Here is a 14606-nt window from a genome sequence, read left to right as displayed (position 1 = left end):
GTCTGTAGTGGTCTGAGGATTTTGGCCGTCAAGAGGATAGGTATTGTGGAAGTGACCAGTGATTGAGGTCGAAAGACTGAAAGGAGCCAAAAGACATGACTGAGAATAAAAGAGAGGGCGTTTCCGAGTCTCCCATCGAGTTTGAAAAAACAAGAAGAAGCAGTGTTGCTGGGCGTTACAAGGATAAGAGAGAGAGAATCCATGAGGCAATGTGTGATCTCAAACTCGCGATAGACGGAATCGGGATACAGTTATCGCAGTCAGAGAATCCAGATCAGTTTCAGCAGACAAGTGCTGCTTTTGCTCGTGCTTGTTCCATTTTTCTCAGAAAAATGGTCCTTGGAAATAGGGATGATCCAAAAACGCGATTACTCGATGATGAGATTGCTCAATCTTTAAATCTGAGGTTTGAGAGGCTCAGAAGAATTTCTCCAAACAGAATTCCTCTGGAAATTATATGGAAATTGGATGGCGGTGATGCTCAATTTACGAAGTTGGATGACAATACTTTGCAGCCGGAGGCGGTTTACAGTACGCGTATCGCACCGTCTGAACTCAAGATTTCCATTGAATGGCCGTTGCCCGGAGTCGCTGATTGGACTGAAAATCCGACCTGGGATAAGTTATGGCAAGTAAAAGCAGAAGAATTATTTGACACACATTCAAATGATACATTGAGTTGCAATGAGTGGTTAGGACAGCAGTTGGTTATGTTCGACAACAGGGGTATATCCTTGAAAGATGTCATTAGAACGGTTGTAACGTATGAAGGTGCTCATTCTACCAATGTGTCGCGTCTCTTGCTGACAGAAAATGAGCAGGATCGCACGCCAGCAAATAATCCGGAGCTGCATATTTTGAACAATATTAAAATCTGTGGAATAAAATATTGTCATATAATCGTCATAGAAACAGCTCTTTATTTGTATAAAAAATTAATGAAAAATAAGGAAATTAAAAATCCTGTAGGTGAGATAACTCTACCGATAATTTGTACGATGCCAAAATCATCAGAGGATGTTTTCTCTTCGGCTCCAAATTGGCTTGCGTATGATGGCGGAATTATTCTTTCCTTCGGAGACCGACCGCAATTGATATCGCATAGGATAAGAGCGGTAAGGTAACACCATCTTGACGGCGCAGGAGCCGTCAAGATGGACGCGAAAAACAGACGCCGCGCATAAAGTGGATAAACGAAGGTTTGGAGAAAGTTATGAAAAAGACAACAAACGAAGCAACCGTCAAAATAGATTGGTGGGTGGACTTCGACGAGCACTCCGCAGGCGAGGCGGCCGCGGCTGCTATAAAAGGAAGATACACAAATTGCTGGGGACGACTGGTCGGACAGCTAGACGGAAACATCAGGTGGACCAGCATCGAATGTCAGATATGCGGGAGATCCGTCAAGGGCGAAGAGGCGAATCACGAGATGGAAAGAATGCGTCGAGAGATAGTCGATAATCTGCCGAAGGTGCGACGGGGCCTGCCCGCGAAGTACCGCGAGGATGCGAAATTCGTGCTCAAGGTTCTGCCGGACATGGAGCGCGATAAGGCATATTTCAACAGGCGCGTCGCTGCGAAGATGGCAGAAGGACGCAAAAAAAACAGGCTAAGTCGGCATGATTTCCCAAAGGGAGAGGCCGGATACCTTTATCTTCAGGCCAGTGCGTTTATGGCCGGGATAGAGAGCCTTCCCCGTGAAATGTCGTTAGTCCGAATATCGGATTATGACTTCCAGAAGCCACACATTTCAGACGTCGATGTGGCGGATGATCTTTCCGAAATGCGCGTGTCGGGAAAGACCGTGGGTAAGTCCCAAAAATTGTCGGAGCAGGTGCTGATGCAGAGAATGGGTTTGCTCATGACGGCGGGAATGACTGCGGCGTTCGCCTGCGAGCTGGCACTGAAGGCGATCCTGATCACGCGCCTGGACGAAGCGAGAAAGACTCACGACCTTCTGGAACTGTACAAGGACCTGCCGGAAGACAGCAAAACGAGATTGAAGGCGGACTTCTCCGAGATTGAGGACGAATTGAAGAGGGCAAGACACACATTCGGTCGTTGGCGGTACTTCGAAACGAATGTGGGCGAGGAAGGAATGCAGGCGATGGCCAACATCGAAAGAGCATTTGCGCTGGCCAAAGTGGCCCGGGTGATCATTGACGAGGGCGAGACCTCGGGGTTGGCTTACGAGGTCGACATAAACTTCGAGGCGAAATTTAACCTGGACAATGGCGATACCGAGTACTGGGAAACATACAAATTGAGGGTGACCGGCAAGGAAACGTCGGTCTCTTGGGACTCGCTGCTGGCGACTGGACAGAAAAAATGACCGCGGGTCAGACCGTTCGGTTGCGTACGTTCAGTGCCTTGTTGAGGAGGTAAATGATGACCATTAAACGCGAAGAACTGGACCGGCGAAAGGTTGACTTCTCAGAAGTCACAACCGGACAGCTACTGTCTCCGGTACATCCTGGCGAGATCCTGCGCGATGAATTCCTTATTCCGATGAATCTCAGTGTGGCTCGCCTTGCTCAAGGGATCAAGGTTTCGGAAAAGGACTTAGACGCTATCGTGCGTGGAATTAATGGAATTACAATCAATACCGCGCTACGCCTTGGTCACTACTTTGGCATGACGCCTGAGTTCTGGATCAATCTTCAGACCCGCTACGATCTCGATGTCGCCGAGCACACGGTACGTCGCCATTGAGCGGGAGATAGAACCGCTGATTGCATCCTCCATAGCAGGACAGGCTGGCACAACATAATGTGCAAAGTTGATCCGCCATCGCTGAAAAATCATGGCATCAAAAGAGAGGCTGTTTCTGATTCAAACCAGTGCGATGTGTGACTTCAAAATTGAACGAGACTATCACAGCAACCCGCACCTTTTCAAAACGCTCCGCACTGCGGAGCGAATCCCTCCAAACAACGCAACTATTCGCCTCGAAATACATGCTCCATTTCCCACTGAGGAAGAATTGAGGCTCGAATTGGATCGCGAGCGCAAAATGATTGAGGCAATCCAGACTGACGAGAGTGAAGCTAACAATGCGAATAAAGTTAAAAGCAACCTCCCCCATCCGATTGACGACGTGCTAAACAGATTACGGGTCGTATGCTACGCGTCAAATGTTGACAGACATCCAAAAGGGGCTATATTTCCCATGTGCTGGGAAGTTGTGGAATAAGCAAGCATCGGAGAATCGAAAATGAATACGCAAAATATAGAAACCATTGAAGGTACCGAACCATGTCTAATTGATGAGAAACAGGCGAAAGAATTGATCGAGGCAAATACCCAAGAGATGGAAGAGATGGAGGATCTGCTAACTTCCACGCAAATTGTCGTCCTCGCTGGCCTCAATCACCACCAGGTTGTTCACGACTGGCTGAAGAAAGGGCATATAGTCGGATGGAAAAATGCCAGGCACGATTATGTCTTTCCCGCTGGACAATTCGACAAACACGGACAACCTATAAAAAGGCTTGATCGTATTACCCAGCTATTCGATGATGCCTATGAAATGTGGTATTGGCTGACAGCACCAAACGACGCGCTTGATGGAGCGGAACCGCTTGCCCTTCTTCACAAAGGAGAAGTCGCCCGTGTTAAGGCTGCCGCCAAAGGATACCTCCAGGGTGACTTTGGATGATGGCCAGCTATGTCGATATTATTTTGATCGGGCGTTCGACAAATTGGATACGCTGGCAGTCAGGCCATTGACTCAACACGCCGATCTTTGGAACGCTCTGAACGACTATGGCATCACATTGACAATGCCATAAGCCCGGGCGTACATGATGGAGGAAGGTGAACGCCAACTAGGTCAAACAGAGCCAAGCATTTTCAAGTACAACATTAAAAGTCCGTTGATCATTACCGATCAACGGGCTTTCTTGTATTTTTCCAAGATACCGGCGCACCACGCGCACATCCACAAAAGAGATATTATGCCTCAATGGTCATAACACCTGCCATTATGACTGAAATCGGGTAGCAAAATCGGCACTCCTCGGATTAAATATTGGAACAAAAATTGATATCTATTTGTAAATAAAGTAATTAGCTAAATTTAAATTTTCAGGCACGGATATTGCTTAAAAAATGGTAATGTTAATATACCATCATTCCAAGGAGCATCTAATCATGCCAAACGACAACCCTCTCACAAGCGTAAACGCAATCGAAGCGTATAGCATCCCATCTGAATTACCCATGCTGGTGACATCAGAAGTGGTGATTTATCCCCTGATGGCTGCCCCCTTATTATTGGAAGACGAACGCGCGGTAAAAGCCGCGCAAGCGGCAATAGACGCCGGGCACAAGGTACTCGCCATATTTGGAGAACTGGAAGAAAGCGACGCCGAAGAAGATATCCGCCGGGAGTCTCTATATCCCGTAGGCACGGCAATCTACATCGCGCGATCCGCGGAAATGCCCGACGGCCGCATGCAAGTGCTCGTACAGGGCATGGCGCGACTATCACTCATAGATGTATTGCAATCGCAACCTCATCCCATAGCGCAAGTTGAGAAAATAGCATCAGACATAGAACACAACACAGAATTGGAAGCTCTCGCGCGCAATATATTCGGCCAGTTCAAAAAAGCCGTAGCACTCGCCCCGAATGTACCCAGAGAAGTCGGGGAAGCCCTGGATGCCCTCTCAGAAATATCCCACAAGGCAGACTTCATCGCCTCACAACTCAACGTGGGATTTGAAGACCAACAAAAAATACTAACCGAGCGCAATCTGTACCGACGATTGGAAGCCATCAATCAATTTCTAAATCGCGAAGTTGAAATACTGGAACTGCGGGAAAAAATCAGTTCAGAAGCCGCGGGAACCATGGAAGACGCCCAAAAAGAATATTTCTTACGCCAGCAACTGCGGGCAATCCAGGATGAACTGGGCGAAGGAGAGGACATCGGCGCCGAAATCGAAGAACTGCGCGAAAAAATCGAAGCCGCTGGCATGTCCGAAGAAGCAAAAACAGAAGCCGAACGCGAGCTAAAACGCATGGCGCGCATGCCCGAAGCCTCTGCCGAATACACCGTATCGCGCACCTATCTGGACTGGCTCGTCGAACTCCCCTGGAACAAAAAGACAAGCGATCAATTAGACATCAAAAAAGCCGAGCGCGTCTTAAACGCAGACCACTATGGATTGGAAAAACCCAAAGAACGCATCCTGGAGTACCTGTCCGTGCGCCAATTGAAAGACGACATGCGAGGGCCTATCTTGTTACTGGTCGGCCCCCCGGGCACGGGAAAAACATCACTGGGCAAATCCGTGGCGCGCGCACTCAACCGCAAATTTGTCAGAATGTCATTGGGCGGCATCCGCGACGAATCGGAAATTCGGGGACATCGCCGCACCTACATCGGCGCACTGCCCGGACGCATCATCCAGGGACTGCGACGCGCAGGCACAAAAAATCCCGTATTTATGCTGGATGAAATCGACAAACTCGGCGCGGATTTTCGCGGCGACCCCTCCGCAGCACTGCTGGAGGTCCTGGACCCAGCGCAAAACAACACCTTTGTGGATCACTACCTTGACGTCGCCTTTGACCTCTCAGAAGTCTTATTCCTCGCCACTGCCAACTCACTCCACACAATCCCACCCGCACTCATGGACCGGATGGAAGTACTGGAAGTCTCGGGATATACCGAAACCGAAAAAATGGAAATCGCGCGACGATACCTGGTCAAACGCCAGATCTCAGAACACGGATTGACCCCCCAAAAAGCATCCTTCGACAAAGCGGCCCTGCAAGAAGTCATCCAGCACTACACCCGCGAGGCCGGGGTGCGAAATCTGGAGCGCGAAATCGCAACCGTAGCGCGCAAAGTAGCCCGCAAATTTGCCCAGGGCCGCAAGCGGCGCGTACACATCCATCAAAAAAACATCGCCGAATATCTGGGATCGCAAAAATTCCGCCACGAAGTAGCCGAAGAAGATCACGAGGTGGGCGTCGCCGCTGGCCTCGCCGTAACATCTACCGGTGGTGATGTCCTCTTTGTCGAAGCAACCGTCATACCCGGTAAAGGCGAGTTAAATCTGACCGGACAGGTCGGCGACGTAATGAAGGAATCCGCGCATGCAGCCATGACCTATGTGCGGTCGCGCTGGCATGAACTGGAGCTAAACGCGCAGTTTAACGAAAACAAAGACGTACACGTACACGTACCCGCAGGTGCCGTACCCAAAGACGGCCCCTCGGCAGGCATTACCATGGCCACAGTCCTCGCATCGGTATTTACCAATCGGCCCATCCGCAAAGACGTGGCAATGACAGGCGAAATTACACTGCGCGGCAAAGTACTGCCCATCGGCGGCGTACGCGATAAAGTCCTATCAGCACACCGCGCAGGTGTAAAAACCGTAATCCTACCCGAAGACAACCGCAAAGACGCACGCGAAATACCCGACACAGCGCGCAAAGACATAAGACTGGTATTTGCATCGCACATGGATCAGGTACTGGAAACCGCCCTCATGAAACGCCCCCGCAAGCCAATGGCTGAGGTGTTCAGTGTGAATTGAGACGTATCCCATGACCACAGGGGGTCGCCTCTCACTTCACACTTCACACTTGCTTCTCTCACCGCCTTTAAAAATACTCCACAAATTTCTCAAAAACAGGCTCCGGAACATAGCGTCTCACAACATCTTGCCAGCCATCGGGACCCACCAGCCCTTTAATAAAACTGGAACTGATCTCGGCAATCTCTCGCGGGGGCATCAAAAAGATAGTCGTAATCGTATCGTCCAGATCGCTGTTAATATAGCGCATCCTGCGTTCAAACTCATAGTCGCTCTGCGTGCGAATACCCCGCACAATATAACCTGCGCCAATACCGCGTGCGTAATTGACCAGAAACTGATTTTCGTAACTGGCGACCGCGACATTATCGAACTGCGACGTGGTTTCATAAAGCAGACCGAGCCGATCCTCCAGTGAAAACGTATAGTCTTTATCCGGATTGATTCCAATAGCGACAACGAGCTGATCGAAAAGCTCTGCAGCCTCCTGAATAACCCACAGATGGCCGTGAGTAACGGGATCAAAGCTGGCGGCATAAACGGCTTTTTTCATCGTTTTCCTCATGAAATATCGGTGAGTGCCCAGGCAATAAGGCCAAAAGTAATGAGCTGTGGACGGCGGTCTTCGTCCAGCAAATAGTGGACGGGCAAGATACCTTCCCCAGATTGAACACAAGTTGTATAAGAGCCGACAGAGAGTTCAACTGATCCATCGGCAACGAGCTTGTGATTGGGGCGCAAAAGGGACAGATCCTGCATCAGATCAAACGCCATTGGCAAGGAGTGCCTTCCACATAGCAAAATGTGGGGGAGTGTCCAATGGTTGAAAACCGGACGCGTCGCGCGGTATTTATATGCACCATCTCGCGACTGGATATGACCATTGTTATTTTCCCAGCTTTCGCGCAGTTCAGAAATCGGAATCGGCTCGCCCTCGGCATCGGCGCGATAAGTGTACAGCGTCCAGGATTTGAGGGTATCGTCGGAGTTGCAGATCACATCCGCCTCAAAAATAGTCGGTTCGCCGCCAATGTGGGTTTGCTGGCGGATGCGATACGCGCCACCCTGTTCGCGCCCAATAGTCACCGAGCCATACACGCTGTTGGGACAAGGCGGCGGTTGCGCGGGCGCAAAGGACCAGTTGAGAATATCGTAAGTAAGCGTGGCACAATCGGCATCCACGACAGACTTCTGGACCGGTGTGAAACCCGCGAGAAAATCGCGAATGGGTTGAACGGCATAGGGACCAATAGTGTCAATCGCCATGGGATCAGGCCTCGTTGAGAACGGAAAGATACCAGTCGATATAGTCGCGATAGACATTGCCGCGCTTCAGCCTGTCGAGATCAATTTCTTCTGGTTCGGGATACATTTCAATTTGGGATATGTACTCGCGAAAATGTGCCCGATGGCGCGCGACAATATCTGTACAGTGCGCATCATCGGCGAGGTCTTGCGTTTCGAGCGGATCGTTTTGAAGGTCGTAGAGGCGCGTGTTATCCCGTTCAATAATGCTTTTGTAGCGCACATCGCGCACGGCAACCGATAGCCGACCAATAGAAGTTTCGCCGATGACATAGGTGCGCCACGGGACATTGCGCCGTTCAAAAATGGGACGTAATGAACGCGCAATAGTAGCTTTGGGCAAGGGCGGTGCGCCGGCATAGTCGCATATCGTAGCGGGAATATCGACGCCTGAGATGAGGTGCTCGGCATCCCGCACACCTTCGGGAATACGCCCGGGCCACCACGCAATGGTGGGCACGCGAAACGCTTCTTCTTCGAGAAAGCCCTTGCTGGTATTGCTGTGAAAGCCGAGGCCATCGCCGTGGTCAGAGGCAAAGATGACGAGGGTGTTGCGAGCATAAGGCGATGCGCGAAGAGCGTGCATGACGCGGCCGACTTCGGCGTCAACCATCTCGACCATGCGGTAATACTGATAGATGTAATACTGCCAATCGCGGCGCGACCACTGGCGAGTACTGGGCCGACCGCGCCGGGCGTATTCGTCGTCAAAATTGCCCGGAAGAGGCGGGAGATCGCCCTCAATTTTCGATGCAAAACCGTATTTGCCCGGGCCGCCGTGGGACATCGCGGGAAAGCAGCAATCGTGCGGATTGAGAAATCCAACGCTCAAAAAGAAGGGCTTATCAGACGTGCGATTTTTCAGATAGGCGACAGCTGATCGGGCGACATTGCCGTCGTTGAGTTCGCCCATACCGTGCTGGGGTTGCAACACATCAAAACTCGCGTGCAAATCGCGTCCCGTGACGTGCCATTTGCCCGTGTACAAACACTCATAGTCTTCGCGGCGCAGCCACTGGCCCAGGTCTGGAATATTGGGATCAATGGGATAGGAATTGACGACAACGCCGTGTTCTTTGGACATGCGCCCCGTGTACCAACACGCCCGCGAAGGACAGCACTGGGGCATGGCGCAATAGGCATTGATAAAGGTATAGCCTTCGCGCACGAGCTCGTCAATAGCAGGTGTGTGTACGTATTCGCAGCCGAGCGCAGAGATCGCATCGGCGTGCATTTGATCGACGTGTATAAAGAGAATATTGGGTTTCATGATTACTCCCAACGCTAAAGCCGATGGGTTTTACGGGCTCTCTGATAAGCACTATTATTGAGCCACGAGGCGATCTTCATTGAGCAAATTGCCATCCACTCCAAAATGGCGGAAAATGAGAACGGGAATATCGTTTTCCCGATCCACTACACCCTCCAGAAAACCACCGATAACATTGAGATAGCGATGCTCGGGCAGCCGCTTATCATTAGACCATCCACCGGCGTGTTCATCGCTGGCAGGACCACAGGAATACTCTCGCACACCTGTTTTCTCATCAACAGAGACGTATTGCCAGTGCCGGTCACCGCAAACAACGACCATATTTTTTTGTCCCGCGATAAACTGGCGCAATTCATTCCCCTCATGAGAAAACACCTTGTTGGCGTGGTTGTCCTTCTTCCCCGAGCGGTCAGGACCAACCACTGGCGTGGGACTGATGAGAATGCGGAACGTGGCATCGGAAGCCCGCACAGTATCTTTAAACCACGCCTTTTGCTCTCTTCCCCAGATCGTCTTTTCAGGACCATCTGCCATCGTATTTGGACTCCGAAAATCGCGGCCTTCAACCATCCAGATCTGCAAATCTTTACCCCAGCGCACCGTTCGGTACGTGCGGGCGCCCATCCCAACTTGCTCCCGAAAAACAGCCAGACCCTGCTCAAAGGTAAATTCGCCCATAAATACCGTCTGTTGACCCGGCCAACAATCGTTCATCCAGGTATCGTGATCATCTTTAATAAAATAACTGGCAACCTCCCGGTGAAATGCGACATTGGTAGGCAGGCTATACATCCGCGCCCAGTGCCAGCGCGCCAGAGACAGATTCTTTGCCCGGCTGTCGTAATAGACAATATCCCCTGCATGCACAAAAAAATCGGGATCGCGCTTTAATATACTCGCGTAAATGCGATAGCCCCCCTCAGGTGCGTCTTGATCGCCATAAGCCTGACAAGTAGAAACGTGAAAAACAACACGGGCGGATTGATCTACAGAAGGTGCCGTGCGAAAACGCCCAGAGACCATTTGTCCATCTGTCTCAGCGCGAGACTGCACCTCGATTTGATACCGCGTACCCGGCTTTAGATCCGTCAGCTTGATCTGCCGCGTAAAATCGCGATTGGGATCCACAGCACGCCAGGGCGTACTCTTCCAGTCATCTGACATTTCAACAGCATACCGCACGCGCACATCCCCCAACGTACCGGGAACCGCCCCCTCAATCGTATAGATATCGGAACCATCGGGAAACAGAACAACGGGTTTCATAGTGCGTCGGCCCTGGCGCCGTTCCAATTCGCCCGTCTCGGGATTTCGATAGCGCACAGTGGGCCTGGGATGGCTTTTATCTATCCGCTGGGGATCCTTGCTCAAACGCGCCCAGACAATCGCACTGGTCTGATCCACCTCGCAAATTTTAATCCCCGTAGCCTGATAGGGACCGCTACCATAGCTATTGGCAAACAGCGCCAACATGTAAAAACCAATGAACAGCACCTTCATCATTTTTCTCCTGTGATTCATCTCGCCGCCTGGGGCAAGGAATCCGTCGTCCTTTGAACACCTGATGGTTCAACAAGCACCGTGGCATCGGACCCGCGATACCGTCTCTCGCCTACCGCAAGCAATGGGACATCCACACCGAGAGCGATACCCCTGTCCTCATGGCGAATCTCGAGCGCGGGACCACGATCGGGATTTAACTCCCCCCGAATAATCCAATCGCCCAAACAAATCCATCCATCTCTCTGAACAGGGTCTTGAAACCGCGCGTCATCTTCCCGGTCACGCACCTGAAAAACAGCGAGAAAACGCATAATATTGCACGTCCTCTCAGGCGAGACTGTAACGTGCCATTGATCGGGAAAAACCGCCATACTTTTCCCCAGAAAAGTTTTATTACCCCCCCAGTTGACCGCGGGCGGATCAAAAACCGTATCAATCTCAATATGCAATTTTTGCGACCCAAAAATATTCACCTGACCGCGCGCAACACGAGTCTGCGTGTACAACCGCTGGTGACAAACATCAGCAGTAATTTCCCGGTCCCCGTGGACGAGCCATTGCCAGCAAGCGTCGTGATCGGCTTCCAGATCATCGTAAATCACCAGAACATCTGGCCTCAAAAGCACCAGATGCCGGCGAAAACGCCCGAGACCCGCATCCCCATACGCATGGGACGCATCCCCGAGCGCGTAAGCCATGTGTTTGCCATTGAGAAACCTGGAAATTACACCATAACTCTCAGCACCTCGGGGCTGACCCTTGCCATCTATGAGAACCGAATTGTGTCCGCGCGTAGCTCTATACCATTGCTTTGAATGATCGTCACCCGCAGACGTATAATACCCCGAATTCCTGAAAAGAGGCTCCCCGCCGTAAAAAATATTAAACCCATTCTGACACTCGTGAGAATGGAGAAGCGAACCATAGGGACTGGACCGCATGCCCACCATGAGATCTCGTCGGGTATTTGCGAGATCCGTATGCAGCGACACAATACCAACATCGGCAAAACACCTGCCCTGCGGCAATGCTTTGGGCGAACGCGGGCGCGGTCTTGCCTCTTGATCTTTGAGCTTGTGCCAGATGAGTAATGGATTACCCTCCTCTTCTGCCTCTTCCCGCCACTGCTGCACATACCACGCTGCATAAGGATCGTCAAACCGAACAGCCATATCCTCTACAAAATCGAGATGATTACCCGTCGGATGCGCCTTCAGTTCCGTACCATCGCCAAATCCATCCGACCGCGAATGGGGCGGCCATGTATAAAGCAGAAAACTAGCACTATTTTTATACCATGCATCCTGAAAAAGATCCACACCGCTGAGTTCTCCAATGCGCGAAGGGAGAACGAGCAGCGTCTCGACATTCGTCCCAAAATAAGAATTGCCATTTGCCCAGCCTCCATCTGCACCTCCCATAAGGGGAAAGCGGGCAATCCAGAGCTCGTACACAAAGCGCACCCACTGTGCCGCATCGGGATACGCGTGCAAAAGCGCAAAAGCGACCTCGGAAAATTCGATAAGCAAGTGTTGCCAGAAATGGCTGCGAAAAACCAGCGTCTCAATCTTATTCGTCTCCTCCTTGAAAAAACGCTCTGCCCGCACAACCATTGCCGCACGCAGGCACGCGCGCTGGGATTCCGTAAGCAGATCAAAGCAAGAATCGTAAACACCCGCCATAACCCGCATACAAGAACCATCGGCAAAATCGCTAATAACGGGATTGGTGTACCCATCCGCATCCCAATTCGCCACATGAAGCCCGCGGCGTATCGCTTCCCGAGCATAGCATTCATCACCCGAAAGCAAATAAGCCGGAATAAGCCATTGCACTGCCGAAGCCATGTTACCCGCGAGCGCTTTACTACCCCACCTGTGAAATTTGAAAACCTGATACGCGTCTTCCCCTTTATCCGGCGGCATGGTATCGTCTTTCAGCGGCGCATCGAGAAACTGATCCGCACGCGACGTAAACCGCTTGCTATAGCCTTTGAAGTCATCAACGTCATCTGGCAATGTCCAGAGCCGGGGATGCATCTTCGGACAAGCCGCAATCACATCTGTTGCCAGCGGTGTTTCCATACACCGCACTGAACCAGTAATCTCAAAATCATATCTATCAGACCAGTGATAAGGACCACCATCTATCGACGTACCGTATTGCCAATACCATACCCCGGGCGCAAGTTCTCGATGCGGATTGAACATCGCCCAGGGAAAACCCTCTTCTGCAATAGTACTGCATTCCGGAAAACCGGGATCTCGAGATAGACGAACCGCGTATCGCACATCCTCGCCCTTCTCAGTGGGCCAGAGCAAAGGCGGAGGATTGCGGTCAACGCGCTTATTATCAATCGGCGACGGCGCGACACGCGGTTGGGCGTGGATAACTCTCATAAAAAAGGACTCACAGCTTTTGGTGATCACTCAAGTAGCGTTGACATAATAATCGGCACAAAGAAGTAATACAAGGAGGAAATAAAGTCCCACATTGACCAGCCATAGCGATTGTGGTATGTTTTTTATATGAAAGTTCAAAAATTCACTCTGATTATCGCACCTGATCCGACAGAAGAAGAATCTGATAAATTCTACGGCGTTATTGACGACGGGACACTTGCCACCATCGCCGATATTCCTCAAATTCATTTTCATCGAGAAGCGGTAACAATGGATAGTGCAATTCGATCAGCAATAGCCGATGTGAAGTCTCTGGGTCTGGATGTTCTGCGCGTTGAGTGAGCCAGAAGCTATTGCGTCATTGGCATAAAAATTTAGAAGAAGAGCGAAAGATGACCAATGATATTCGCCTATTGGATGTGGTGGCATTAACAATTGATAAGCTGGAACACAAATTGGTACGTGGCGAAATAGGCACAGTTGTAGAATGTCATCCTGATGACGGCTATGAAGTCGAATTTGTAGCTCAAGATGGCTACACCTATGCCCTTATAACATGTGAGGGAAACGATCTCCTTCCATTACGCGAGAAAAGGAAAGTGTACGACACCGTAGCCATTTCTGCTGAATCGTAGTATATTTTTTAATAAGAGAGAGAATTACATACTAAAGTGTCCATGTTCAGTATTCAATAAAAACATTTGACTTCTTGCAGTGGGTTTTTACTTTTTGGATATACACGCTCCCGGATAAGCACAACTGAAAGGAGATTGGCTATGGGATCAAACGGCAAGAACTCTTTTACTTTGGCAGCAGAAGATACAACTGTGCCGCAGAAAGACATAAGTGTGAGAGAGAGATTAGAGCGCGTTGAAAGCGAATTAGAAAACATTAAAAGTCGATTGATGAACGTTGAAACTAATCAAACAGATTCTTGTGCTGATCAAAAGAATAGTTCTTCTTGGATAAAGAGGCTCTGCTCCCTGTTATGTCACTCAGATAGACACTATCCGGGATTTTGAAAATACCTGTGTAAGGTGTGAGGTGAAAAATAACTAACAGATGTGCTACAATAGATAGAATAGCAAAAGCCGATGTCTAACTAAATAACATCGGCTTTTTTATTTTTGGGCACTGCTCAAATTTTACTGTGTCTGGTACATCACAAAATCGCTATCGGGAGAGACAGCTTTTAGAAGTTGGTCGAATTTTTCGAGAGTAGGCACTGACGTGCCCTGTTCGTACCGCGCATAAGCATTGCGGGATTGGACACCGAGGCGTTGGGCAACTTCGGATAATGACAAACCACTTTTTTCACGCTGACGGCGGAGCATAAGGCTAATCATTGCGCGTGTATCCGAAGAACCGACTTCGAAAGCGCCGTGTTTTACAGGATGAACTTCGACTGAAAACTCTGGGCGGTTGACCAGCGTCTCTATCAGGTCTTTGACCATAACACATGCTTCTTTTTTCGTATATCCCTGAGTCATAGCATCGAGCATTGGGATTTCCGCAAGCCAAAATTTTCCATCCTTATAAATTTTCCCTTGAAATCGCATGTTAATTTC

Annotated in this window: 13 protein-coding genes and 1 pseudogene; 8 read left to right on the top strand and 6 right to left on the bottom strand. The window is 50.2% G+C overall.

What is annotated here, in order from left to right:
• Nucleotides 1-95 precede the first annotated feature (95 nt).
• The 5 genes and pseudogenes from F4Y39_13810 (at nucleotide 96) to lon (ending at nucleotide 6555) form a co-directional block, all read left to right on the top strand.
• The gene (locus tag F4Y39_13810; GenBank protein MYC14800.1) at nucleotides 96-1124 is read left to right on the top strand and encodes a hypothetical protein; all 1029 of its coding nucleotides are present in this window, start codon (nucleotides 96-98) and stop codon (nucleotides 1122-1124) included.
• Nucleotides 1125-1213: 89 nt separating this feature from the next.
• Nucleotides 1214-2332, top strand: coding sequence for a HEPN domain-containing protein (locus tag F4Y39_13805; protein MYC14799.1), 1119 nt, complete (start codon nucleotides 1214-1216; stop codon nucleotides 2330-2332).
• 53 nt (nucleotides 2333-2385) lie between these two features.
• Nucleotides 2386-2770, top strand: a pseudogene (locus F4Y39_13800) (HigA family addiction module antidote protein).
• 444 nt (nucleotides 2771-3214) lie between these two features.
• Nucleotides 3215-3658, top strand: a complete 444-nt coding sequence (locus F4Y39_13795; protein ID MYC14798.1) for a DUF2384 domain-containing protein — start codon at nucleotides 3215-3217, stop codon at nucleotides 3656-3658.
• Between the two features lie 494 nt (nucleotides 3659-4152).
• Complete coding sequence (gene lon, locus F4Y39_13790) at nucleotides 4153-6555, top strand: endopeptidase La (GenBank protein MYC14797.1); 2403 nt, start codon at nucleotides 4153-4155, stop codon at nucleotides 6553-6555.
• A 67-nt stretch (nucleotides 6556-6622) separates the two neighbouring features.
• On the opposite strand, the gene coaD is transcribed toward lon, so the two are convergent.
• From coaD to F4Y39_13765, 5 genes are all read right to left on the bottom strand, one after another.
• A complete protein-coding gene (gene coaD, locus F4Y39_13785; GenBank protein ID MYC14796.1) occupies nucleotides 6623-7108 on the bottom strand; it encodes a pantetheine-phosphate adenylyltransferase in 486 nt (161 codons plus the stop codon).
• An 8-nt stretch (nucleotides 7109-7116) separates the two neighbouring features.
• Nucleotides 7117-7821 (bottom strand): hypothetical protein, encoded by a 705-nt coding sequence (locus tag F4Y39_13780; GenBank protein ID MYC14795.1) that lies wholly within the window; start codon nucleotides 7819-7821, stop codon nucleotides 7117-7119.
• A gap of 4 nt (nucleotides 7822-7825) precedes the next feature.
• A complete protein-coding gene (locus F4Y39_13775; protein MYC14794.1) occupies nucleotides 7826-9130 on the bottom strand; it encodes a sulfatase-like hydrolase/transferase in 1305 nt (434 codons plus the stop codon).
• Nucleotides 9131-9184: 54 nt separating this feature from the next.
• Nucleotides 9185-10297, bottom strand: coding sequence for an alkaline phosphatase (locus tag F4Y39_13770; protein ID MYC14793.1), 1113 nt, complete (start codon nucleotides 10295-10297; stop codon nucleotides 9185-9187).
• A gap of 353 nt (nucleotides 10298-10650) precedes the next feature.
• Entirely contained in the window at nucleotides 10651-13035 is a 2385-nt protein-coding gene (locus tag F4Y39_13765; protein ID MYC14792.1) for a DUF4962 domain-containing protein, read from the bottom strand.
• A gap of 129 nt (nucleotides 13036-13164) precedes the next feature.
• Between F4Y39_13765 and F4Y39_13760 the strand changes: the two genes are divergently transcribed.
• The 3 genes from F4Y39_13760 to F4Y39_13750 all read left to right on the top strand — a co-directional run bounded on the left by F4Y39_13760 (nucleotide 13165) and on the right by F4Y39_13750 (nucleotide 14060).
• A complete protein-coding gene (locus F4Y39_13760) occupies nucleotides 13165-13380 on the top strand; it encodes a hypothetical protein (GenBank protein MYC14791.1) in 216 nt (71 codons plus the stop codon).
• Nucleotides 13381-13442: 62 nt separating this feature from the next.
• Nucleotides 13443-13673 (top strand): DUF4926 domain-containing protein, encoded by a 231-nt coding sequence (locus F4Y39_13755; protein MYC14790.1) that lies wholly within the window; start codon nucleotides 13443-13445, stop codon nucleotides 13671-13673.
• A gap of 141 nt (nucleotides 13674-13814) precedes the next feature.
• Complete coding sequence (locus tag F4Y39_13750; protein ID MYC14789.1) at nucleotides 13815-14060, top strand: hypothetical protein; 246 nt, start codon at nucleotides 13815-13817, stop codon at nucleotides 14058-14060.
• 123 nt (nucleotides 14061-14183) lie between these two features.
• Here the strand turns inward: F4Y39_13750 and F4Y39_13745 are convergent, their stop codons facing one another.
• Entirely contained in the window at nucleotides 14184-14597 is a 414-nt protein-coding gene (locus F4Y39_13745) for a type II toxin-antitoxin system HicB family antitoxin (protein ID MYC14788.1), read from the bottom strand.
• Nucleotides 14598-14606: the final 9 nt, after the last annotated feature.

Source organism: Gemmatimonadota bacterium, assembly GCA_009838845.1.
GTDB lineage: Bacteria > Latescibacterota > UBA2968 > UBA2968 > UBA2968 > VXRD01.
This window is presented reverse-complemented; position numbering and strand designations above follow the sequence as displayed.